The 22,973-nt window shown below is 38.8% G+C and carries 23 protein-coding genes and 2 pseudogenes; 13 read left to right on the top strand and 12 right to left on the bottom strand.

Annotated features, from left to right (window positions below; translation table 11 throughout):
* The first annotated feature begins 167 nt into the window (after nt 1–167).
* The 7 genes from AC1DIV_RS15375 (at nt 168) to AC1DIV_RS15345 (ending at nt 7,004) form a co-directional block, all read left to right on the top strand.
* Complete coding sequence (locus AC1DIV_RS15375; RefSeq protein WP_323598788.1) at nt 168–581, top strand: GNAT family N-acetyltransferase; 414 nt, start codon at nt 168–170, stop codon at nt 579–581.
* A gap of 546 nt (nt 582–1,127) precedes the next feature.
* A complete protein-coding gene (locus AC1DIV_RS15370; protein WP_063595118.1) occupies nt 1,128–1,598 on the top strand; it encodes a DinB family protein in 471 nt (156 codons plus the stop codon).
* Nucleotides 1,599–2,037: 439 nt separating this feature from the next.
* The gene (locus tag AC1DIV_RS15365; RefSeq protein WP_421161664.1) at nt 2,038–2,622 is read left to right on the top strand and encodes a YjgB family protein; all 585 of its coding nucleotides are present in this window, start codon (nt 2,038–2,040) and stop codon (nt 2,620–2,622) included.
* Between the two features lie 248 nt (nt 2,623–2,870).
* The gene (locus tag AC1DIV_RS15360) at nt 2,871–4,445 is read left to right on the top strand and encodes an S-layer protein (protein WP_477576814.1); all 1,575 of its coding nucleotides are present in this window, start codon (nt 2,871–2,873) and stop codon (nt 4,443–4,445) included.
* Between the two features lie 279 nt (nt 4,446–4,724).
* A complete protein-coding gene (locus AC1DIV_RS15355; RefSeq protein ID WP_072272403.1) occupies nt 4,725–5,549 on the top strand; it encodes an amino acid ABC transporter substrate-binding protein in 825 nt (274 codons plus the stop codon).
* Nucleotides 5,533–6,237: an amino acid ABC transporter permease gene (locus AC1DIV_RS15350; RefSeq protein WP_048679101.1), complete on the top strand. Its 705-nt coding sequence runs from the start codon at nt 5,533–5,535 to the stop codon at nt 6,235–6,237. Before AC1DIV_RS15355 ends, AC1DIV_RS15350 begins: the two co-directional genes overlap by 17 nt.
* A gap of 29 nt (nt 6,238–6,266) precedes the next feature.
* Nucleotides 6,267–7,004, top strand: a complete 738-nt coding sequence (locus AC1DIV_RS15345) for an amino acid ABC transporter ATP-binding protein (protein ID WP_063595123.1) — start codon at nt 6,267–6,269, stop codon at nt 7,002–7,004.
* A gap of 75 nt (nt 7,005–7,079) precedes the next feature.
* Here the strand turns inward: AC1DIV_RS15345 and AC1DIV_RS15340 are convergent, their stop codons facing one another.
* On the bottom strand, nt 7,080–8,255 hold the full coding sequence (locus AC1DIV_RS15340) for an MFS transporter (protein ID WP_477576812.1): 1,176 nt from the start codon (nt 8,253–8,255) through the stop codon (nt 7,080–7,082).
* Nucleotides 8,256–8,581: 326 nt separating this feature from the next.
* On the opposite strand from AC1DIV_RS15340, the gene AC1DIV_RS15335 reads away from it, so the two are divergent.
* Both AC1DIV_RS15335 and AC1DIV_RS15330 read left to right on the top strand, forming a co-directional pair.
* A complete protein-coding gene (locus tag AC1DIV_RS15335; protein ID WP_072272401.1) occupies nt 8,582–9,292 on the top strand; it encodes a response regulator transcription factor in 711 nt (236 codons plus the stop codon).
* Nucleotides 9,289–10,677, top strand: a complete 1,389-nt coding sequence (locus AC1DIV_RS15330) for a sensor histidine kinase (RefSeq protein ID WP_477576810.1) — start codon at nt 9,289–9,291, stop codon at nt 10,675–10,677. Before AC1DIV_RS15335 ends, AC1DIV_RS15330 begins: the two co-directional genes overlap by 4 nt.
* A gap of 59 nt (nt 10,678–10,736) precedes the next feature.
* Here AC1DIV_RS15330 and AC1DIV_RS15325 read toward each other — a convergent pair whose 3' ends face one another.
* The 11 genes and pseudogenes from AC1DIV_RS15325 to AC1DIV_RS15275 all read right to left on the bottom strand — a co-directional run.
* A complete protein-coding gene (locus AC1DIV_RS15325; RefSeq protein WP_477576809.1) occupies nt 10,737–11,090 on the bottom strand; it encodes a YxeA family protein in 354 nt (117 codons plus the stop codon).
* 5 nt (nt 11,091–11,095) lie between these two features.
* The gene (locus AC1DIV_RS15320) at nt 11,096–13,015 is read right to left on the bottom strand and encodes an ABC transporter permease (protein ID WP_477576807.1); all 1,920 of its coding nucleotides are present in this window, start codon (nt 13,013–13,015) and stop codon (nt 11,096–11,098) included.
* Nucleotides 13,002–13,769 (bottom strand): ABC transporter ATP-binding protein, encoded by a 768-nt coding sequence (locus AC1DIV_RS15315; RefSeq protein WP_477576805.1) that lies wholly within the window; start codon nt 13,767–13,769, stop codon nt 13,002–13,004. The genes AC1DIV_RS15320 and AC1DIV_RS15315 overlap by 14 nt, the downstream gene beginning before the upstream one ends.
* A gap of 155 nt (nt 13,770–13,924) precedes the next feature.
* Nucleotides 13,925–14,215: a DUF3817 domain-containing protein gene (locus AC1DIV_RS15310; protein ID WP_034305497.1), complete on the bottom strand. Its 291-nt coding sequence runs from the start codon at nt 14,213–14,215 to the stop codon at nt 13,925–13,927.
* A gap of 206 nt (nt 14,216–14,421) precedes the next feature.
* Nucleotides 14,422–15,486 (bottom strand): C45 family autoproteolytic acyltransferase/hydolase, encoded by a 1,065-nt coding sequence (locus AC1DIV_RS15305; RefSeq protein WP_477576803.1) that lies wholly within the window; start codon nt 15,484–15,486, stop codon nt 14,422–14,424.
* 1,029 nt (nt 15,487–16,515) lie between these two features.
* Complete coding sequence (locus AC1DIV_RS15300) at nt 16,516–16,875, bottom strand: hypothetical protein (protein WP_477576802.1); 360 nt, start codon at nt 16,873–16,875, stop codon at nt 16,516–16,518.
* A complete protein-coding gene (locus AC1DIV_RS15295; protein ID WP_340874340.1) occupies nt 16,844–16,978 on the bottom strand; it encodes a hypothetical protein in 135 nt (44 codons plus the stop codon). Before AC1DIV_RS15295 ends, AC1DIV_RS15300 begins: the two co-directional genes overlap by 32 nt.
* A gap of 458 nt (nt 16,979–17,436) precedes the next feature.
* Nucleotides 17,437–17,784, bottom strand: a pseudogene (locus tag AC1DIV_RS15290) (hypothetical protein); the annotation flags it as partial.
* A gap of 402 nt (nt 17,785–18,186) precedes the next feature.
* A complete protein-coding gene (locus AC1DIV_RS15285; protein ID WP_340874338.1) occupies nt 18,187–18,429 on the bottom strand; it encodes a peptidoglycan-binding domain-containing protein in 243 nt (80 codons plus the stop codon).
* Nucleotides 18,430–18,476: 47 nt separating this feature from the next.
* Entirely contained in the window at nt 18,477–18,863 is a 387-nt protein-coding gene (locus AC1DIV_RS15280) for a LysM peptidoglycan-binding domain-containing protein (RefSeq protein WP_340874337.1), read from the bottom strand.
* Between the two features lie 71 nt (nt 18,864–18,934).
* Nucleotides 18,935–19,267, bottom strand: a pseudogene (locus AC1DIV_RS15275) (peptidoglycan recognition protein family protein); the annotation flags it as partial.
* A gap of 302 nt (nt 19,268–19,569) precedes the next feature.
* Between AC1DIV_RS15275 and AC1DIV_RS15270 the strand changes: the two are divergent.
* The 4 genes from AC1DIV_RS15270 (at nt 19,570) to AC1DIV_RS15255 (ending at nt 22,945) form a co-directional block, all read left to right on the top strand.
* Nucleotides 19,570–20,934 (top strand): hypothetical protein, encoded by a 1,365-nt coding sequence (locus AC1DIV_RS15270; protein WP_477576801.1) that lies wholly within the window; start codon nt 19,570–19,572, stop codon nt 20,932–20,934.
* A 121-nt stretch (nt 20,935–21,055) separates the two neighbouring features.
* Nucleotides 21,056–21,892, top strand: a complete 837-nt coding sequence (locus AC1DIV_RS15265) for a helix-turn-helix domain-containing protein (protein ID WP_477576799.1) — start codon at nt 21,056–21,058, stop codon at nt 21,890–21,892.
* 148 nt (nt 21,893–22,040) lie between these two features.
* Nucleotides 22,041–22,616, top strand: a complete 576-nt coding sequence (locus AC1DIV_RS15260) for a DUF5067 domain-containing protein (protein WP_477576798.1) — start codon at nt 22,041–22,043, stop codon at nt 22,614–22,616.
* 80 nt (nt 22,617–22,696) lie between these two features.
* Entirely contained in the window at nt 22,697–22,945 is a 249-nt protein-coding gene (locus AC1DIV_RS15255) for a hypothetical protein (protein ID WP_477576796.1), read from the top strand.
* Nucleotides 22,946–22,973: the final 28 nt, after the last annotated feature.

Below are 22,973 nucleotides of genomic sequence, written 5' to 3'. Positions count from 1 at the left end.
CCCACTTCTGTCAAAAAATTTGAAAATTAGAAGGTTGCTTTTTTGAGATTAACATGGAATCCCTTTGGACTTATTTAAAGGGATTCCGTGTTATGTATTTACATGTACCAGCTATATATGTCTAGTGAATAACTGTTATATCTAATAGAGATAAAGGAGAAGTTATGATGTATTTTTTTCGAGACTGGAAACCTAAAAAGGATATAAAGAAATTAACGGATATCACCGTAAAAAATTTTCGGGTTTCTTCCGATAAAGTGAATGAAATTCTGCAAAAGTCACACAAGGTACTTGTGATTTGTAATGATAAAGGTAAAGTAGTGGGATTCATTTGTTATAATCTTTATTTATATAAAGTTGCTCATATTAATTATGTAGTCATTGACAAAAAATATAGAGGAAAGGGAATTCTGCAAGCTCTTTTACCTGAATTAGTAGAATATGTGAGAAATAAAGGAATCCTTGTAGTGTCCGGTTTCGTGAACAAAAATAACCATGAAGCATTGAAAAAGTTTAGAGCCCTTGGTTTTAAACCAATTTTTATTTATCATGATGACATTCTAATTCAATCACTGATTTAAGAAGGGTCTCTTGAAGCTTATAGCGTAGATAAGAAGAAAGATCGATCAAATACATTCTGTTTCACCCCTATATTAACTGAAATTTCATTCCTGATACTAATACAAATAAGCGGGAAAAGGATTATAGGGATATATGAATTCTCTGTTCCTCCATGCAATGAACAACTAGGGAAGGAAAGCCTGTAAATTCTACACGGATTCATAGGCATTTTTCCTGTAGTCTCTTCTACCTTTCTTATAATCTTACCCCTCTCTCCGATGCTTCTTTTTCATGCAATATTCCATGTATTCAAGGCACTTCTATTAAAAAAACAGTATGCAACGTATGTCATTCCTTGGCTTGATCGTAGAGTTCCCATTAAAAAGGTCAACCAGTAAACACTAGTGAACCTATCATATGTTTATCTTTTTATAAAACTGGAGCGGTACTATATATATTGGAAGGAATCGCAATGATTTAATACCCCAGACATAATATTTTTCTATATTTTCAAAATAAACCCATTCCTGTATAGTGATTGTATACCTTCTAAAAGGGGAGATATAATGAAATCGATAGAACTAATCATCTTAAATCTGGAAGAGGTTAGAAGAAGAAACATTAAACTATGGACTTCAATACCTAAAGGCACACTCCATTGGAAACCGGACGACAAGGCAATGAGCTGTTTAGAAATGGTTAGACATGTCCTTGATAGTGAGCATTACTATCATTTATCCATTAAAAGTCAAGGCAGCTTACCAGTTTATGAATCACCATATGAAAAACAGCCACTTAGCTCCGTGGAAGCGGAATTAAATTTTGCTGAACCATACAGGCGTGATTTTTTGGAAACAATCATGTCATTCAGCGAAGACGACTTATCCACTATTAAAATTGATCGCTCTGATGTAGGATATATCAGGGATTTAGGAGACATGTTGCTAAGAATCGCTTATCATGAGTCTGTACATACTGGTCAATTATTGGACTATTTAAGAACTGCTGGAGTCCCTAGAATAAGCGTTTGGGATTAATCAAATCATTTTCAATTGTGTTTCATCATGCTGAAGCACCACACTGTAGGCAACTCGATGAAAATCGTGTTTGTCTGCAGTTTTTTTTTGCTTGTACGATTTGGATGTTGATTTCCGCTTCAGGCACTCGCTTTCCGCGGGCGGGCGGTCGCAGGAGTCTCACACCCGCTCCAATTAACTTTGTTTTTAATTCTAGATAGAACCCTTTCGCCAACAGTTATTGTTTTAAATAGAACAATTTAAACTTGTGGTGATGAGGATGCTTGCTAAACATGATTTTAGAGATCAACTTGATATGTTTACTTTAAATCAACTGTTGCCGCAGATGCAGCTTATAAATCCCCTGATGCTCCACCATAATCAAACACTCCAATTATCTTCAAGAAAATGTTTCATGCAAGAAAATTGTGGAAAAGTAATGATATAGGAGGGATAAGAAATGTTATCAAAAAAACCGGCGGCCAGAATGGTCAGCGCCTTTATTCTGACCGGTTCTCTTTTAGGGGCAGGTGCATCGTTTTCAACAGAACCGGTTAAGGCTGCATCCACAATGGATTCCGCTTCTGCCATAGCTAAGGATCACGCTCTTACCACCTTACATGAAATCTACAACAAAGCTTTTTCAGGAGAAATGCCTTATACTGCCATGGGTTTGAAAATTAATGAAAACACCCAAAAAGATGTATATGGGATATTTGGTTCTCCCCCTGAACCAGGTAACACAGATGAAACTTTTGACTATTACCATGCAGAAATGGGGCATCCAGGTTTTGCATTTGCCTATAACGCTGACAAGACCATCTCACAAATCCGATATTTCGGGACAAATGTGGAACGGGACCATAATCTAGGAAGCATCACACCTAAAGTATTAGGAAATCAACTCGGAAGTGCTGACGAAATACGCCATATTTCCAGTACGAATGAAATCAACTACATTTACAAGACAGGGAATTATGAACTGCAATTCATTGTCGGTGAAAATCAAATTGTAGATCATATCAATCTACTCGAAGCCAAATAATATGTACGGTAAAATGGTTGTCGAAGGTTGCAGAGAATGAAATTATCCCTGCACCCTTTTTTTTGTTTCAAGCCCCTCCCCTTCTTTCCCTTTCAACTTCAAAGCCGTGTACTGCCAAAATCAGATAATGGAAGCAAAACGGTCATTTCATTTACATAAACCATACTCACCCCAAACGGATTCTTAATATTTTTACAATAAAATTAGCTTATTCAATATTATTTCAATATATGGAGGGTGTCAGTAAAATGATTAATACGTTCAGGGCTTTCACAGTATCGGTTCTAAGCCTGGCCATCCTTTTTCAGGGTCTTCCGGCCGCGGTTGCAGCAAAAGATGCAGAAGACAATCAGACAAATCCAGGAGGCAGATGGATGAAGGGGGAATATCATGCCCATACCACTCAGTCCGATGATGCCGAGGGATCACAGAGCCTTGAAAGCTTGCTGAATAACGCATTTGATAAGTATGGCATGGATTGGATGGGAATTTCCGATCACTTGAGGATGTCTTCAAGGGATGATGAAGGTAATTTGATTCCAGGAGGGCCGATACCGTTGTCTCAGGGAATCATTCAATATCAAGCCCCAAAAATAAAACAACTGCAAAAAGAGGGCAAATTTAAAAATAAAATCATCTTTTCAGGCTTCGAATGGGACATGCCCACATACGAGCATGTCGGCATAGGCATTTTGGGAGATCAGCCGGGCTCGCCTAAAAGTCTGAAAGCTGCCAATCAGTTCGAATATCTGTTCACCAACCAGGATGAAAAGATGTTTGATCCTAAGGATGTAGCCATTTGGAAGTCACAGGATCAAAGAGCCAATAAAACATCCGAGGATGCCCGAACGGCATTGGCCTGGCTCGAAAAAAATTATAAGAATACAAGTTATGCCATATTGAACCATCCATCAAGAAAGAGGGTGTACAGCATATCTGATTTTCGCGATTTCAACAATATCGCCCCGGATGTCATGTTCGGATTTGAAGGTATGCCAGGTAACCAGTTGGAGCCGGATAGAGGCGGTTTAAATCTGACAACACCGGAAAACCGGACCTATGGCGGTTCCGATTACATGCTTGCTAAGGTAGGAGGTACATGGGATGCGCTACTTGGGGAAGGTCGTAAGTTCTGGAATTTTTCCAATTCGGACTCCCATTTTGAAATCAGTGAAAACCGCCTATACTCAAGCGGTTACTGGCCAGGAGAATATTCCAAGAATTATACATGGGTAAATGGCTCATCAATAAAATCTGTCCTTGATGGCATGCGATCCGGAAAATCCTTCTCCGTTTTTGGTGATTTGATCGATGCCCTTGAATTCCAAGCTAAAAACGGAAACAATACGGTGGATATGGGCGGGGACCTTAAAGTGAAGGAAGGACAGATGGTCAAGATCACCGTCCGATTTAAGAGCCCCCAAAAGAACAATAACGGGGACCCCGTCAAGGTAGATCACGTGGATTTAATTTCCGGTGAAGTAACCGGGAAAGCAGAGCCTGGAACACCTGCTTATAATAAAGCCACCAATGATACGACAAAAGTGGTTAAACGCTTTACAAGTAAAGACTGGAAAACCGATCGCGATGGTTTTCATGCCATCACTTACAAAGTCAAAGCAAATAAGGATCAATATTTCCGTTTACGCGGCACGAATCTAGGGGAAAATGTCTCTGGAGAAACGATGGACGGTGAACCGCTGATTGATAAAAAGACTGAAATCGAGGATAACGAAACGCGTTTTTCAGAAATAAACAAACGTAACTATAAAGACCTTTGGTTCTATTCAAACCCTATATTCGTCAGCGTAGAGGATAAATAATCATGGTAAACACTAAGTTAAAAAGAATACAGCAATATTCTGGACGGCCTCAAAGAGCCCCTCTCCCACTTAGCGGAAGAGGGCTTTTTGACCCCTTAGAATCTTAATGTACACTTCCCTTCCCTTTCGTTTTATTTCACTTCCAAGCATGAAAAACCGTATAATTCACCAAGTTTCATTAACAATAATGATATAAGTTATTTTCATTGACTTTTTTCCTTTTCTTGTATAGTATCACAGAGTATCAATCCCTATCAGATTACTAGGAGGTTTACCCAAATGAAAAAAATGGTTGCACTTTTATCGCTATTGTTAGCTTTCACGGTTGTACTTACCGCTTGTGGTACCGATACTAAAAATGAGGCAAACGATACCGGCAATAAATCTTCTTCACAAGAAAGTCTATATGATAAAGTCAAAAAAGATGGCGTATTAACTGTTGGAACAGAAGGTACATACCCTCCTTTCACATTCCACGATGATTCAGATAAACTTACGGGGTTTGATGTTGAAATTGCTAAAGAAGTGGCAAAACGCCTTGGAGTGAAAGCTGAATTCAAGGAAACACAATGGGACGGCATGTTTGCAGGCTTGGATGCAAAACGATTTGATATGATCGCAAACCAAGTGGGCATCGATGAAGACCGTCAAAAGAAATATGATTTCTCTGACCCATATATTCAATCAGGAGCCGTATTGCTTGTACACAAAGATAATTCGGATATTAAATCCTTCGATGATTTGAAAGGCAAGACCTCTGCACAATCTTTAACGAGTAACTACAATGATCTAGCCAAATCACATGGTGCTGAAGTTACAGGTATTGAAGGATTTTCACAATCCGTACAGCTTATTGGTTCTAAACGTGTAGACGCGACGATCAATGACAAATTATCTTACCTTGATTATAAAAAGCAACATCCGGATGCACCTATCAAAGTGGCTGATGAGGAAGAAACCGGAGTCGCAAGTGGTTTAATGTTCAGAAAAGACAGCGGCAAATTAGTGGAAGAAGTAAACAAAGCACTTAAAGCAATGAAAGACGACGGCACGTACGCGAAGATCTCGGATAAATGGTTTGGTGAAGATGTTTCTCCTAAGTAATATTTTCACTGATCCCGAGCGTATGAACCAGCTTGTTTCCATCGCTCAAACCTCCCTCTATCCGATGATAGAGGGAGCTATTCAATATACGATTCCACTAACATTGATCACATTCGTTCTCGGCCTTATTCTTGCTGTACTCACAGCATTGGCTAGATTATCTTCCATTAGAATTCTTCAAATAATTGCGCGTGTATATGTGTCAATCATCCGCGGGACACCTTTACTTGTGCAATTATTTATCATTTTCTATGGACTTCCAAATTTAGGTGTCACCATCAATCCTTTCATATCGGCTATTATAGGATTCTCTTTAAATGTAGGAGCATACGCTTCGGAAATTATAAGGGCAGCCATTTTATCGATACCAAAAGGGCAATGGGAAGCAGGCTATTCAATCGGGATGACATATACCCAAGCGTTAAAGCGCATCATTTTACCGCAAGCAGCGCGGGTATCCATTCCCCCATTATCCAATACGTTCATTAGCCTTTTAAAAGATACATCGCTTGCATCACTCATTCTTGTAACGGAATTATTTCGTAAAGCTCAAGAAATCGCTGCAAAAAACTATGAATTTTTACTGCTTTACATGGAAGCAGCTGCTTTATATTGGATTTTGTGTACGATTCTATCTTTCATTCAAGGAAGTTTAGAGGAGAGACTTAATCGTTATGTAGCAAAATAAGAACCGCAGTAGTTAAAGGAGATTTTAAAATGATCAACATTAAGAATCTTCATAAATCGTTTGGTGACCTTGAAGTATTAAAGGGCATCGATTTGGAAGTGGAGCAAGGCAAAGTCATTGTATTGATCGGTCCTTCCGGTTCAGGTAAAACAACCTTTCTTCGGTGTTTGAATCTCCTTGAGGTGCCCACGGACGGGACGATTGAAATCGATGAAACGGTAATGGACTTCAAAAAACCCGTTAGAAAAAATTCGATTACATCTTTTCGCAGTTTGACAGGGATGGTTTTCCAAAGCTATAACCTCTTCCCCCACAAAACAGCATTGGAAAATGTAATGGAAGGCCCCATCATTGTAAAAAACATAGCCAAACAACAAGCGAAAGAAACGGCTGCTGCCCTGCTTACAAAGGTGGGCTTAGGTGAAAAAATCGATTTTTATCCGTTTCAATTGTCCGGCGGTCAGCAGCAACGGGTCGGAATTGCAAGGGCCCTGGCCATGGAGCCTAAGGTGATGCTATTCGATGAACCCACTTCCGCTTTGGATCCCGAACTAGTGGGAGACGTCCTGCAGGTCATGAAAGACCTGGCGAAAGATGAAGGCATGACAATGATCGTGGTAACCCATGAAATGCGTTTCGCCCGCGAAGTCGCCGATGAAGTCATTTTCATGGATGAAGGAAAAATAATGGAGCGGGGAACACCCGAGCAGATTTTCACAAACCCTAAAGAAGCGCGCACACGAAAATTCCTCAATATGATTCAATAAAAAAACAGTGCTATTTTAGCACCGCTCGCAACTACCCCCCATTTTTAGAAATGGGGGGTTTTGCCCATCATTATATCAATGAGATGCTTGGACCTGTTTAGTCTGTGTCCGTGCATGGTATAACTGAAAAAGAATCAAAGCAAAAACGGAAAGGATGGCACCCGATATAAATGGTAAATCAATCGAAATCGAAAATAACCAACCGCCAATCGGAGGACCGGCAATCCTGCCGAACGAGTCGAAGGAAGATAGCAATCCCGTGACACTGCCATGGCCCGACATGGAACTTTTGGTAAGCAGTGCCGAAATTGCAGGCCGGATGAACCCATTACCCACTCCGAAAATCGTCAGGAAGACCGCCGATGTCCAGAACCCGGTAGAAAACAGGATGAGAATGAAACCAACTGCCGAGACGATGATTCCCATTCGAATGACCGCGCCTTCCCCATATTTCTTTGTCATCCTGCCCACTAATCCACCTTGAACGATCGCACTCCCAAACCCCATGATCATAAAGATATAGCCTAATTGCACAAGACTTATATCAGCCTTTTTGGCTGCAAAATAGGCGAAAGTCGTTTCTAGTCCTGCCATTGAAAGGGTGACGATCATTTGCAGAAAGAACATGGTTTTAAGAGGCCCTCTAAAGGCTTTCCACATGGACTCTTTATTTTTTGACTGTTGGGCCCTCTTCTCTACTGTATGTGATTCCTTCAGTACCGCAATCACTAAGAATAAAGTAATCAAAGAGGATATTCCAGCAATGTAAAACGGCAAGTTCAAACTTGATTTGGAGAATACCCCGCCAATCGCCGGTCCAAAGATGAATCCAAGCCCTGTGGCGGCCCCGATGATTCCCATCCCTTTTCCCCGATCTTCCGGCGTCGTGATGTCAGCCACATACGCCATTGCGGTTGGCATGTTTGCCGATGATAAAATCCCGCCAATGATTCTGGCTGCAAATAATACCCATAGGGAATCTGCCGAAGCCTGGATGAAAAACGAAAGGGCCAGTCCAGCAATCCCGATAATCATGACAGGCTTACGCCCTATCCGGTCTGATATACGTCCCCATATCAGGGCAAAAAATAATTGCATCAGTGAATAAACAGCCATTAAAAGGCCAAGCTCTGTAGGACTGCCACCAACCTTTTCAGCAAGGAATGGAATGACGGGAATGATGATCCCAAATCCGACCATGACTAAAAACATCACTAAAAAAAGTACGGGTAACACCTTTTTTGTTTCCATTATATTTTTCTCCTTTTATTCTTCCACATTCGCTACGTACTTTGGATCGAGTTCCTAAAATCCCATTACTTAGCATAATCTACCTGGCAATTCTTTAAACAGTTTATCATACAACCTTTACCAAATCAGTATGAAGCACGATCTTCTTTCGGAAACTCCCTTAAATAAATAAGTACCAGGCACAATATCATCATGGCATTTCATTATTTTCACTGTGTTTCGTGAAATCAATGGCATGAGTTCGTTAAAAACCTTTTCCTCCCCTTATTTTTTCTTAAGGGGTACTCTATACTGTAGGGTATGATTGATGTTTAGGAGGTAGAAGAATGTCTAATGATCAGTGGATTTTAATTATTGACGATGAAGAAGATTTGGCACGTCTCATGGAGACAGTTTTACATAAAGAAGGTATCCCCAATATTATTACGGCGGGGACAATTGCGGATGGGTGGGCAAAGTTTCAAAAGTTCGATCCATCACTAGTCTTGCTGGATATCATGCTGCCAGATGGTGAAGGCTATGATTTATGCAAGCAAATTCGTGAAGTGTCGAATGTGCCCATTTTATTTTTGTCGGCAAAGGATGAGGAAATTGATAAGCTTTTAGGGTTGGCGATTGGCGGGGATGATTATATTACCAAACCATTCAGTCCGAAAGAAGTTGCCTATCGAGTAAAGGCGCAGCTTAGGCGGGCGGGCTATACAGAGGAAAAAACTTCACCTAAAAAATTGCAAATTGGTCCATTTGAGCTTAGTTCAAATGAAAATGAAGTGAAAAAGGATGGCGAAACCCTTGAGCTCACAGCTAAAGAAATCGGTCTGATGAGCTGTTTTATGCATCATCCGAATCAGATCTTGAGCAAGGAAACTTTGTTTGAACATGTGTGGGGCGATGATTTCTTTGGCTCTGATAATACAGTGATGGTCCATATTCGCCGTTTACGCGAAAAAATCGAAGCAGATCCTTCAAAGCCATCTTTTCTAATAACCGTTAAAGGGCTTGGTTATAAATTACAGACCAAGGGTGAAACAAGATGAAGTGGAAATTGACACGGCGCTTTTTAGGATCCGTTGTGACAATTGTTGTAATCGTAGGAATCGTAAATACCATTTTACTTTTATGCTTACTCTTTGTTCATTTCGACACGGAAGAGGAATCTGCGGAGAACTTTAGCCGATCTTTTTCACAATATGTTGAACTAATAGATGACAAACCAAAGGTAAATGAAGAAGGACTGGAAAAACTGCGGAACACGAATGCCTGGATACAATTTTTGAATGATAAGGGTGAACAAGTAGCAGCCTATTACACACCTCAAAAATTGCAAACCGTATATTCTCCTGTTGAAATCGTCCAAATGTATAAGTATAAAGAAATTGATGCAGAGACGACTGTTTTTGCCGGCGAAGCTGATGATTTCAGCTATTTTGTAGGGGTTAAAGATCGAGGAGTAGGCCGATATGTACTGTCCTATAATTATGTTCACATTTTAAAGTACTTCAACATCATACTTTTACTGTTTTTAACGGTGGATATTATTATTGCCCTAGTCATTGGACTATTATTTGGTAAAAGATTAACGACACCACTTAACACTTTAATAGAAGGGATTCAGCAGCTTCGTGAAAGACGTTTTAAAAAGATGAGTATACCAAAAGGCGTCTATGAAGATGTATTTCACAATATGAATGAACTATCGGTAAAGTTAGATCAGTATGAAAAAGAACGTGATCAACTCGACCAAATGCGTGAGGAATGGATTAGCAATGTTTCTCATGACATGAAGACACCACTTGCATCCATCCATGGTTATACAGAATTGATGAAAGACAATGCCACTGAATTAACACCACAAGAATTGTATGAGTTTACATCCATTATTAATAGACAGTCCGTATATATGAAAAATCTGTTGGATGATCTCAATTTAACGATGCGTTTACGCAACCAACGACTTCCTTTGCAATTTGAAGATGTTGATATCGTTGGGTTTATAAGAGAAATGACGATAGAGCTCTTAAATGATTCACAATTTGGTGATCGACAGGTCGAATTTGAGGCAAATGTGGATAAAGCAATATATAAAGTTGATAAAAATTTACTGAAACGGGCAATTTTTAACTTTATCTACAATGCGCTTGTACATAATGATGAAAATGTCGTCGTGAAAATACAAATTGATGATATTCATCTACAATCAGAACATCATACCCAAATTACCATTGCCGATAATGGCCGCGGTATTCCCTCCAAAGATTTGGATCAGGTTTTTGAACGCTACTATCGAGGTACGAATACTGCCAGTACACATGGGACCGGTTTAGGAATGGCCATTGCAAGGGACATCATTCTGGCTCATAAAGGCAAACTGGATTTGACTAGCATTGAAAATAAGGGAACAACCATCACGATACTTATATAATTTATTTTTTCTACAGAGAAAGGGCTGTCCATAACTTACAGACAGCCCTTCTTTCCTATTTATTTTGGTTGTGCCTTTTTTGGAATATCCTCAAATTTCACTTCATCATATGACGAAACTTCATCACCATTTTTCACGTACATCTTTAAGTAGGCATCTTTTCGAAGATTTTTTTGTGCCGTGAATTCAAGCGGTATCGTTTCACCATCTGCATTTTTGGCGTCAAGTTTATAAGAATAGGAAGTCATCACTGTACCATCATCCAGTTTGGTTTCATGCTGCACCCCATCCTCTGTAATTTGCAAATAATAATTATCGGCATTCATGCGGTTAAAGTCCATTTTAGTAAGCGCGAATACTCCTGCCGCTCCAAGTATGAATAATATGCCAACTGCCATAAAAAATTTCTTCATTTCGATCATCCTTCTGTTTTATTATTTTGTGTGATAATACGATTATAAGAAGCTACCGTTAAGATATAATACAGACCGTAAATAACCGTATAAGCGATCATCCAGATCAACACAGGTTTTGCCAGATTCATCATCAATAAGCCCGAGAAGGCTTTTAAAGCGACCGCACTGTGCAATAGCCCGACTGCCAGCGGAACGAAAAAGATTACAAACACTTGGGATGCAATGGATTTCCGCATTTCTTTTGCGTTAACGCCCATTTTATGAAGCATATTGTATTGTGATTTATCTTCCTCTGCCTCCGTTAGAACTTTAAAGTAAATGATACTCCCTGTTGCCGCTAAAAAAACCAGACCAAGAAAACTGCCGATAAAGAGCAATGATCCCACACTTTCAATGCTTGCTTGAAAATCTTGAGGCGCACTGGAAAATAGTGCTTCTTCAGGTATTTGTTTTGATATTTTTTCAGATAAATCCACGGAGGCTTGATCAACACCGACAGCACGATAGTTCAGGGCTTCCCCTTCTTTTTGCAATGATTTAAATTGATCATTCGATACAACCACTGCAATGCCTGCTGTTTTAGCATTTAAAACCGTTTGTGTTTTAAAGCTTTGAAATGTTATCGCCGTGTTGTTTTCTGTCCTTATCGTCTTGTCCTTGTATTCAGGTGAGAATCTTTTGTCATATCCAATATCTAAAATGACTGCTTTGCCATGATTCACATGCAATGCTTCCTTACCTTGTACATCTGCCAATTTGTTATATGTTCTTTCATCGATTACCGTGTAAATCCTTTTATCCGAGTTATCGAATGCTGATTCCTCGCTAAGTTCTTTCGTATTAAATGTAATGGATAGCGCTTCAACATTTTCATCATACTTTGTATCTGGCAAAACGGCGGTGACTTGATGATCGCTTTTAGCATCCGTTTGCTGATACATGAAGGTATTCGGATCAACGGTCATAACTTGGTCATTCGCGTTATAATAAAGACCATAAACCGCACCGCCAGCCGTTACCGTTGTAGCACTTAACACCGCAATTACGGTCAATGTCCTTGCATTCCCCCGAATGCGATAAAGCAATTGCGAGACCGTCATCAGATGCAGGCCTTTCCATAGCCATTTTTCATTTTTCTTGATTACGGCTAACACAAAGCCTGTCACGCTATGAAACAATAAAAATGTACCGGCAATAACAGTCGTCAAAATAATGAGTGCCGTCATCAAAAAGCCAATCTTTTCCCACACTTTAGAAGTAAAAAGATCTTGCATCGCCAACCAATATCCGATGACAATCAGGAAAATTCCCAGAAAGGCTACAATCATGGATGGCTTCGGAGCCGCTTCCCCCTTTTTCGATGCATGGAAAAGATCAATTAGTTTAAATTGGTAAATTAAACGATAGCCCTGGAATGATGTCACCAAGAAAATAATAAGAAATACGATAGAGGTGTTCAAAGCTGCATATCCCGAAAATGTAAAAGGTGCGATGACATCATAGCCCATTAAATAGATCAAGACCGTCATGAACCCTTTTGAACAAAGAAATCCAAGTAAAATCCCCACAACTAATGAAACCAAGCCTAGCAATAGATTTTCAAAGAAGAGCATAAAGCCAATCTGGCGATTACGTACGCCAAGCAATGCATATAATGCCACTTCTTTTTTACGTTTTTTCATGAAAAATGAATTGGAGTAGGCAATAAAAATGGCCACGAAAAAAATCAGGATGACGGCCGCACCACTCATTAATGAACCTAATTTCTGTGATGAAGCCGTTTGTTCTGCAACTGCATCACTATATTTCAATGTTACAAATGTGAAGTAGATGATAATGCTAAATACCATGGATGCGATATATAAAAAATATTGCGAGAGGTTCCGGGCAATATTTTTTCTCGCCAGACTAAATAACGTCATCTACCTCACCTCCAATTGTTGCAAGGACATCCATGATTTCTTGGAAGAAAGCTTTACGTGATTGGCCACGACGATAAATTTCTGTTGAAAGCGTACCATCCTTGATGAAAATGATCCGCCGGCAGAAGCTTGCGGCATATGCATCATGTGTCACCAACATGATGGTGGAATTATTTTTTTCATTTAGTTCACTTAAGCTTTCCAGCAGACCTGTTGCCGATTTTGAATCAAGTGCACCTGTTGGCTCATCTGCCAGGATCAATGCAGGCTCTGTCACAAGCGCTCTGGCTGCAGCTGTTCTTTGCTTTTGCCCACCCGAGATTTGGTATGGATATTTAGCTAATAAATCTTCAATCCCAAATACTTTAGCAATACGGTTCACCAATGCAGTAATTTCTTTCTCTGGAATTTTCGCAATCGCAAGTGGCAATAATATATTTTCCTTCACAGTCAATGAGTCTAGCAAATTGTAGTCCTGGAAGATGAAACCAAGATTTTCACGTCTGAAATCCGTTAAGTCCGACCCTTTCATATCGTGAATGCTCGTATCATTCATATAAATTTTCCCTTCAGTCGGCGAGTCGATAGTTGCCAACATATTGAGCAATGTCGATTTCCCCGCTCCAGAAGGTCCCATGATTCCTACAAACTCCCCTTCATGAATATCAAAAGATATATTTTCCAGCGCTGTATAGGCAGCGTTTGATTTACCATATGTTTTTTTTATCTTTTCCACTTTTAATAATGGTTCCATTTGTTTCACCTCTTCAGTATTGTTGATACATTTACTTTACATGCTCATTCTTACAGCATCTTTGTGCCAACCTTACAGCAAGCTTAAATCCATAAAAAAAACGCCTTCCAATTAAATGGAAAGGCGTTTTTTTGATTTTTTAAAAGTAAAAGTATTTAACTTTGCTTCAAAAGCCTGCGGTCGATTACAAAATTACCAAATGGAATGAATGAAACGATGAAAATCATCGCCATTTTTAAAAAGGACCATTTTGATATGATGCTCACATAAAGTAATAAAAGCCCAAACACGACAAACAAGAAACCATGGATGCTGCCTAAAATGAGTGTTGCTTCCCCAATATCCAATATGTACTTAATGGGCATACCTATGGCAAGCAATAAAACATATGAGATTCCCTCAATTATTGTAATAAACCGAAACCATCCAATAGCTGTCGAAAACATTCGCTCATCCCCTTATTCATTGTACAAGTACGGCACACAAATCCAGCTTCTTGTCCCAATCCAAAATCCGTTACTCTATCATATTATATTACGGTGACACCCACTAATAAATAGTACCAGGTTTTCCTAAAAATAGAACAATAAAAAAAGCCCAATCAAAGGATTGGGCCCTTAACAAAGTATGGTTGAAATTCACTTAAAAACGCTCAATTCCGAAACCAATTCGCTCCCTCATCCATGTGCACGAAGGGAATATCCGTATCGATTACACCTTTGATTTGTCTTAAATCAACATCTTCCCCTTCGAGCCATTTCGCAAAATCTATGGAAGTCGGCTCCTGGTTCCCTCCCAAGGCAATCCAAGCTTTCATCTCTTTAGGTAAATAAGCGGATGTATGAATCGTTCCCGCCCAGCTGCTATATAAATCCGAAAAGACTCCTTGGTTTGTATCATTAAACAACCGATAAGCATCGTAGGCTGAAGAAAGTTTCCCTTCATGATCTTGAATGATCTCCAATCGGCGTTTCGAATCGATAAGATGGTTACGGTTTTCATTTTTCATGATTTCAAAATGATTGGTACAGGCATTTGACGTGCGCACCGCTACATTTCTCGGAGAGGTTTCCACAATATAGGTACTTCCGCTTTTATCATAGACGACGTAAGTGAAAGAATGACGATGCGGGATTTCCTTCAACATCGCCACCGCTTCCTGAACGTCCGCACATGATTCAACGATCAGTCTGCCAATCATGCAACAAATGAAACCATCACCAGGATTCTTGCGATTCATGAAGTTATAGCCTATCACCAACCCTTTTTCGTTCATTCCATCCATCCGGCCAGTCCCTCGCTGACTAGGGCCGATGCTTGAATACCCTTGATCGGTTGGCTGGAATAAGACATAGCGTCCTTCATAAGTCTTTGGGTGGTAATCATAATTACGAATGAGATAATCATTGCCTGTCATGATAGAACAGCCCGACCGGACATAATCCAATCGGTATCCACCGAACTCTTGCAGCACGCGGTCCATTGGCCATTTCAACGCTTCTTGCAATCCCAGTAATTCTTCCCAAACCCCAGGGGCGAATCGTGTAATGGCTCTCTTGACCTCTTCTTCTTCAACCGTAAACCGCGGCTGCCTGATCTTCCACTGATCTTCACGGTTTTTTACCGTTAGTGAATCTTTTAATTCCTCCCCTTGCATGTATCCAAACTCATAATGTGTACCCCGAAATTGTATGACATCACTATATATTTGCTTCACGGCTTATCCCTCATTTACAGTAGTTGCTATTCAAATTAAGGATACTTGAAGTATTGTTGAAAATAAAGAAGATAAGCCTTTAAAATTTATGAAACAACTCACCACCCCGTACCTCCTTCATAATCTGTAACTAGGCACATTTATGAGGGGGACGGATCATGGAGATGGAATTAACGCCACTCCATTGCAAGGCGTGGCGATGGCGATGAACCTTTTTGGTCACGGAATAGCATTATCAGGGTAAACAAGAAATAGAGATAGTTGACGAAGAATTCACTTTAATAAGAAGGACTTATACTGTATTTGAGGAGTCCTGCTTATGGAAAACTTATTCGAAAATAGAAAAGACCTGCTTCATGTTGTAAGGGTATATGAATTCTCCTTTTTATTTTTGACTCGTCTTACAATGCTGTATAAGTAAGGAACAAAAAAAGGCCTGGTAATCCAGACCTCTTATCGGGGAAAGTGATTCCACTAATAAAACCAACTACCTTTTAGATTTATCTTTTATAGTTTTTGCTATTGCTAAAAAACTATAAATCCGATAATACCCACGAAACCTAATATATTAATTATAGTAGACAATCCGATTCTTCCTTTCCGTATAAATCTTATTCTTTATTTTGAATAACAACTCTAAAGGAACCAAAAGTTTGTTGACTCTCATAATTATCAGGACTTATTTCAAAAGGAAAGGGAAAGGCGATGAGTTGGAAATTATTTTCTCTTTCAACGTCGGGTAGATTAAAATCAAAAAGATGTCTAGTTTCTGGTGGAACAGTGGTATATAAGACGTCTGTGTTATCTCTAACTGCAACTTGTTCCCAATCTTTTAAAGCTATGATTGCATATCTGATCTCAGCATTTGTCTAATTTCCGGCAGAGAACTTAAGTTCCTTGCCTTCTTTTTCAGTCATAATTGATTGCAACTTTTCCTGACTATTTGTGATAGATATATTTTCATTGAATCCATCCTTTACAATAGCATCAGGTTTTACTTGCTTTACTTTTTTTGCATCTTTCCCGCTGTCAGCTTTGTTGATGGAATACCGCATACTTAAAACTTGTCCCTAAAATCCCTGCCCTATTTAGATCGAGCTCCTTCAATTTATACTCTGGCTTTTGAACGATTAAAAAAGTCAATTCACTGGAATCGGAACGAATGGGAACAGAAACATTGAAGTTTATGGAGGTGTTAGGTTTCGCATCAAAGAAAAATTTATTTACTTCCTGCTCCTTATTTTCAGCTTTGAAATTTACTTGTTTATAATCTTCAAAAATAAGTAAAGCATACTTTCTGTCCTCATCAATGTCATTGTCTACTGAGGCAACAACTGTCACTTCATTGTTTTTACTATTAAGTGCCGCTTTCTTTTTCAATATCATCATTATTAGACGTGCTTAATTCTTTAGGTGGAGATGAAGCATAAAACCAGTAAATAACCCCAAGCAATATCAAAACAGATAACGCAGCTATGTAGTATTTTTTCATAAACCAAGCTTCTCCTAATTAAAAGAGATATGCAATGAGCATATCTCTTCATTATTTTTCTACTACCAATTACCAATAGGCCTTTGTTTGACCATTAACAGTTTTATACCCTTTAAGTTTAAAAGTATGAGTCCCAATAGCAAAATCATTCCTGAAGTATATTGAATCGTTCAATGTTTTAACTCCAATATAGTCCGTCTTTGTAGAACTTGCTGATTTAGTTTTTATTAAAAAAAGCCTTCTCGATTGAGAAGGGTTTATCTGAATAAGTGAAGGGTAACACATTATTTGATTTTATTCATTTAATTACTTAATATTCCTGTAAATTAAAAAATCCCTCTCATTAGAGAAGGATTTTTTTGTCTGAAGGAGTGTTGGAAACAACAATAATATTTTTTCCAATCAATTATCTAATATACATTTTAAACCATTTAATTATTCTCAGTCTAACTTCCTGATTACTGTAGTCGATTTTGTTGTCCCATTTGACCATATTGTTGTTGCCCTTGTTGGTTCCCCATTTGTTGGCCAGATTGTTGCTGTTGCCCACCTGTCATTTGTTGTAATTGCTGTTGTGCTTGACTTACAGCTTGATTCATTTGAGTTAATGCTCGATTACTTTGAATGTATTGAGAAGCTTGATTTAAAGTTTGAATTGCTTGTTGGATAGATTGTTGAAGTTGTTGATCTGTTTGTTGTAATTGATGTTGAGTTTGACCACTTAATTGTTGAATTTGTTGCGATAATTGGTTTTGCCCTTGTGGTTGTTGCTGATTTTGTTGTCCCGTTTGTTGGCCGGACTGTTGTATCCACAATAATCCCTCCATATTGAAATTAACCCTTTGAAAAAGGCCATTTATTAACCTGTTCAATATTCGCGGTAAATATCCATAAAAACACCAATAAAAAAACCTTCTCGATTAAGAGAAGGGCTTTTTTGTCTGAAGGAGTGTTGTTGGAAACACAATAATATTTTATCCAATTAATGATAATAGAAAAGCCCTCTCATTAGAGAAGGGCTTTTGGAAAAGGAGTGTCTATAGGAAGTATTAACACATTTCATACTTTATCCATTCGATTACCTTTTATTCATCCTACAAAAGATAAAACCCTCTCCATTAGAGAAGGTTTTACAACTGACGAGACTTGTGAGGGCTTCTCACATTAGTATTTTAACCGTGTAAAATCCTTTTATTCCTCGCTTTATATTATGCAGCAAACAATTCCGTGATGGTAGCTTTGCCCGCCTTCTTATCTGCAGTCATCTTTTTATCTTTCTGGAATTTATATAAAGCCGACTCTGTACCTTTTCCAAATATAGAATCAAGTGATCCAGGATTATGCCCTGCCAAATAAAGTGCAGCCTGTAGAATCCATGTGAGATTGCCTTTTGCACCTTTTTCGACCGTAACGATGGCGTCCTTAGTTTTTACTCCCCATTTACCATCCACAACAAGCTTTTTATTAAACTGCTTTATTAAGTTCGGTTTGCAAAACTTTAATAAGTTCGATTGATTTTAGGTCCATTAAATCCATCCGTAACAAGACCCGCTTTATAACGGCTATTTAAGGTTTTTTGAATGGACCTAACTACTTCATCTCCACTGTTTGAAGTTTCGGTTTCTTTCTTATTATCATCAGGTTGGACAATAATGCCTTTAGCATTTTCAAAATTGATTTTCTGACCAATTTTTAGTTTAGTTGGATCGATACCAGGATTCGCTTTAATTAAATCTTCAACTTGAACGCCACCAGTACCGTCCTTATGTGCAATGCTCCATAAAGTATCACCTTCTTGGATTGTATAAACCTCAGGAGCCGGATGTGGTTTGACTGGAGCCTTTGAACCTTTCCAATAAAATGCATTTCTGTAGTTATCTGACAACAAACTTTTTTCAAGCCATAACCTGGCATTTCGTTATGAGCTTTATCTAACTGTCCAATTCCATCTTTAACAAGAGCAGCTTGAAGCTCTGCGATACTTGCAAGGGTAGCATCATCCATAGTGTCATATCGATAATCACCATCAACACAGATTCCAAGCGAGAACTGATTGCTATTCCCTACATGATAGGTCCTTCGGATATCATTTGCATATACAATCCTAGCCCTTTTACCATTTGGGGTATTAATTAGATTCTTAGGCTCGATAATAAATGTATATCCACCTCCAGGCCACCCCAGCGTGTTTACATGGTGATCCGCGAAGCTTTCAGCATCAGATTCAACCAAACTCTTTTTTGTTAATGAATGATGCCATACACGGTGAGTAATTGTTTTCGTGCGCATTGAATATATGCCTTTTGACTTTAATTTGCCAATTCTACCGTCTAATTGTGGAAGATTTGTAAAGTTCATTTACTTACTTTGTACGGATGATAGCTGATTCAGTAGCATTATCTTATACAACATTCCCCTATTTCAACTAAGTCTTAAGCAAAAGAAAAAATACACCATGTAATCTCCTCTTAAACTCGTTATTTACAACATAAGTTGTAAATAAGATAAGCCTTTAAAATTTATGAAACAACTCACCACACCGTACCTCCTTCATAATCTGTAACTAGGCACATTTATGAGGGGGACGGATCATGGAGATGGAATTAACAGCACTCCATTGGATTTATGTTGTATTTATTGCATTGATAATCGGGTTTATGGTAAAACGTCGTGATACTACCCTCATCTGCATAATTGGCATTTTCCTTTTGGCTTTAGTGGCTACAGGCAGTTTAGCCTCTTCCATAAGCGGGATATTCAACAGCTTCATTTTCGCAATCACGGAATTAATGTCCACGATATTAATCATTTCCATCATCGTTGCCATGAGTATGGTTTTGACGAAGTCGGGCATTAATGATGTCATGATTGCACCATTTGCGAAATTCATTAAGAATCCTACACTCGCCTTTTGGGTAATCGGCATCGTCATGATGGTGATATCCTGGTTTTTCTGGCCATCACCTGCCGTTGCCTTACTTGGGGCAGTCCTGCTCCCCGTAGCCTTACGGGCTGGTTTACCTGCCCTTGGGGTGGCAATGGCGATGAACCTTTTTGGTCATGGAATCGCATTATCAGGGGATTTCATCATTCAGGCTGCGCCTAAACTTACGGGCGATGCGGCTTCGATACCTGTCGGTGATGTCATTGCTGCGAGCATCCCCCTTGTCATTACGATGGGGGTCGTCACCACCCTCTCCGCCTTTATCCTTTTAAAGCGGGATATGAAGCTTGGAAGAATCAAGGCGGATAATGAGGGATTTGTCCAAGATCAAACAATGAGTGAAAATCTGCTTACACTGGGACAAAAGAAGTTTTTTGCCGTCTTCATTCCAATCGCCTTTCTGTTGGATGTTGTGGCATTGTCGATTTTGAAGTTGCAAGGCGGAGATGCCACGGCGTTGGTTGGCGGTACAGCGGTTTTCATTTTGCTGGTTTTATCCCTTGTCGCACATAAGCAGCAAGGGCTTGAAAAATCAACGGCCTATTTGATCCAGGGTTTTCAATTTGCCTTCAAAGTATTCGGACCGGTCATTCCGATCGCCGCATTCTTCTATTTAGGTGATTCTGGATTCAATCAGATCATCGGTGACTACTTACCGAAAACATCCCTCGGCATCGTCAATGACCTCGGTGCCGCATTGGCGGCCTCCGTTCCTTTAACGAAAGAAATAGCCGCCGTCACATTAACCGGCATCGGTGCCATCACCGGCTTGGATGGATCGGGCTTCTCAGGCATTTCTTTAGCGGGATCTGTCGCTAAACTCTTTGGCACGGCAATCGGAGGCGGAACCGCCACCTTGACTGCACTCGGGCAAATAACCGCGATTTGGGTTGGCGGAGGTACACCTACGTCGACTAAAAACATTTCTTGCGTCTACCGGCAAACACAAAAAAGCACAGCGCGTATAAATAGTGTTGGACCACTAATTATACCGTCCGCCTACTCACGATAGGCAAACACTTGCTGTACCCTTATCCACATTTTACAATATGTGCTGGGTTGGAGCAACGTTTGTCATGATCAATTATGGTGAACGTTGCTTTTTTGTTTCCAAAAAGGAGACAGCATTTAGTATGAAAAAACGTATAGACGTAATAGCCAATGAAGAATCATATAACAACCTTTCCACTTTCACAGATATTGAAGAATTAAATAAAACGGTACGAGTATATAGAGACACTATTCGTATGTCTATTAAGCGTACAGATGTACAAGCCAGACTAATCGCATTACTAGAAGTTCTAAAACGCCACAGCTGCAAGCAAATCGGTGTCAGCTATATGTGTAAGAATACAATTGCAAATAAGCTTGAAGTCTCTTATAAAACTGTTCAACGTTTAATGAAAAAACTTGAAGACCTTGGCATGATCCGTCAAATACCTATGAAGAGAAAAAAGGATATGATGCAAACAGCAAATGCCATCATTATTCAACCTGTAAAAGAAGTAATGTCCGGCAAGGCCCCTGTGAAAAAGTCCAAGAAGTGTCCGGCCATTAAAACAACTACTGTTTTCTTAAAACAAAATTATAAAAACAATAAACGTAAAGCCGTTGCTCAATACTCTCATGTGGATAATTCTCTAGAAAACTCTTTAAAACAAGCAAATTTTGTTGCTCATTGGGTTCCAGTTGTATTTTGTAATCTAGTAGGTTCATTCTACGAAAAATCTGAAACTATACAGGAATTCTGGAAGGTCATTAAGCAGTGTAATAGAGTTGTTGATTATTCTACTAACAAAAGAGCATTCACAGGTAAACAAGAATTAGAAATAGGCACCAAAGCATTCAAGGAATTTGCTATGAAGGCTAAGAATGGAGTTAAGATGCATAAAGGGCAATTTGCTTACTTCAACGGAATTGTAAACAAGCTTATGAATCATCTTTACTTTGATACTGAATTTATGGATTGATTATCTAACTACTCTCTTTAATCCTTCTTAATTTACATTTGTGATTAACTGGATAAACTAGGAAATTTATCATACAATTAACAAGTGATTTTAAATTAGCTAAATTATTAGGCGTGAAGGTCGATGCTTTATATGAGGAGGATGAAGAATGAAAAAGAAATTTGTTGTATTATTTGTTATGATTTTGCTTACAGCTTGTGGGAAGGACTTGGATACTCAAGATAAAAGCAGTAGTAACGAAACAACAACAGCTGTAACTGCAACTGAGGAAACCACTAAACCAACTATATCGTTTGAGAACGGATCCGTTGAAACTGAAGATTTTAGTTTAGCAATATCTGAAACTAAAGTTATCCAAAGTCCACTGGAAGCTAATCCAGGGTTATTTGTCACTTTTACACTTACAAATAAAACGAAAGATAAAGATATTGTTCCAGATGATACTCTCATGAGTTTACTGGCTCAGCAAGAGAATGGAACATCAAGAATTGATTTAAGTGAAAATTATCATTTTCTTGATGCTTTCGGAAGTGAAGATGATATTGAGACATACAACAAAATGGTTGATTTAGATAATGCCGGTTCAAACGCTTTACTACCTGGCAAAAGTGTTGAATATGTGGCAGCATATGAATTAGACAATGATACTCATGATGTTACTTTTACAGCGATAGATCAAAATACTTTTGAACAAGTCGGAAAGTATATTGTAAAATTGAAATAATATATATTGCCCCTTACTTTATGAGAGGGACTTTCGTTATTTAAAAATTTCCTAATTACAAAAATATTGAGGGAAAAACTATGAATATTAATATCAAAGTTTACTTACATTCAAAAGGAAATAAATTTTTACAGAGTGGAAGCTTTCCTGTGTTAAGTTCTGACTTTAAAAAAGAACCCGATTGGACAGCAGCAATTGCGGCAAACGAGTGGATTCTGCAGATTAAAAACAACTATGCAGCTAGTGAGGATTTTCGAATAGATCAAGTGATTTATAACGAGGATAATGATATTACGGAGTTAGTTGAGAAAGTTAGAACTTTAAGCTGATTTGCCTTTTTTCAACATAATAAATATC

It is taken from the genome of Peribacillus sp. 05N428, from assembly GCF_056397085.1.
This window is presented reverse-complemented; position numbering and strand designations above follow the sequence as displayed.

Coding starts and splice junctions, on each gene's coding strand:
- AC1DIV_RS15375 (WP_323598788.1), top strand. CDS start 168: ATGTATTTTTTTCGAGACTGGAAACCTAAAAAGGATATAAAGAAATTA.
- AC1DIV_RS15370 (WP_063595118.1), top strand. CDS start 1,128: ATGAAATCGATAGAACTAATCATCTTAAATCTGGAAGAGGTTAGAAGA.
- AC1DIV_RS15365 (WP_421161664.1), top strand. CDS start 2,038: ATGTTATCAAAAAAACCGGCGGCCAGAATGGTCAGCGCCTTTATTCTG.
- AC1DIV_RS15360 (WP_477576814.1), top strand. CDS start 2,871: ATGATTAATACGTTCAGGGCTTTCACAGTATCGGTTCTAAGCCTGGCC.
- AC1DIV_RS15355 (WP_072272403.1), top strand. CDS start 4,725: ATGAAAAAAATGGTTGCACTTTTATCGCTATTGTTAGCTTTCACGGTT.
- AC1DIV_RS15350 (WP_048679101.1), top strand. CDS start 5,533: ATGTTTCTCCTAAGTAATATTTTCACTGATCCCGAGCGTATGAACCAG.
- AC1DIV_RS15345 (WP_063595123.1), top strand. CDS start 6,267: ATGATCAACATTAAGAATCTTCATAAATCGTTTGGTGACCTTGAAGTA.
- AC1DIV_RS15340 (WP_477576812.1), bottom strand. CDS start 8,255: ATGGAAACAAAAAAGGTGTTACCCGTACTTTTTTTAGTGATGTTTTTA.
- AC1DIV_RS15335 (WP_072272401.1), top strand. CDS start 8,582: ATGTCTAATGATCAGTGGATTTTAATTATTGACGATGAAGAAGATTTG.
- AC1DIV_RS15330 (WP_477576810.1), top strand. CDS start 9,289: ATGAAGTGGAAATTGACACGGCGCTTTTTAGGATCCGTTGTGACAATT.
- AC1DIV_RS15325 (WP_477576809.1), bottom strand. CDS start 11,090: ATGAAGAAATTTTTTATGGCAGTTGGCATATTATTCATACTTGGAGCG.
- AC1DIV_RS15320 (WP_477576807.1), bottom strand. CDS start 13,015: ATGACGTTATTTAGTCTGGCGAGAAAAAATATTGCCCGGAACCTCTCG.
- AC1DIV_RS15315 (WP_477576805.1), bottom strand. CDS start 13,769: ATGGAACCATTATTAAAAGTGGAAAAGATAAAAAAAACATATGGTAAA.
- AC1DIV_RS15310 (WP_034305497.1), bottom strand. CDS start 14,215: ATGTTTTCGACAGCTATTGGATGGTTTCGGTTTATTACAATAATTGAG.
- AC1DIV_RS15300 (WP_477576802.1), bottom strand. CDS start 16,875: ATGATGATATTGAAAAAGAAAGCGGCACTTAATAGTAAAAACAATGAA.
- AC1DIV_RS15295 (WP_340874340.1), bottom strand. CDS start 16,978: ATGAAAAAATACTACATAGCTGCGTTATCTGTTTTGATATTGCTTGGG.
- AC1DIV_RS15270 (WP_477576801.1), top strand. CDS start 19,570: ATGGAGATGGAATTAACAGCACTCCATTGGATTTATGTTGTATTTATT.
- AC1DIV_RS15265 (WP_477576799.1), top strand. CDS start 21,056: ATGAAAAAACGTATAGACGTAATAGCCAATGAAGAATCATATAACAAC.
- AC1DIV_RS15260 (WP_477576798.1), top strand. CDS start 22,041: ATGAAAAAGAAATTTGTTGTATTATTTGTTATGATTTTGCTTACAGCT.
- AC1DIV_RS15255 (WP_477576796.1), top strand. CDS start 22,697: ATGAATATTAATATCAAAGTTTACTTACATTCAAAAGGAAATAAATTT.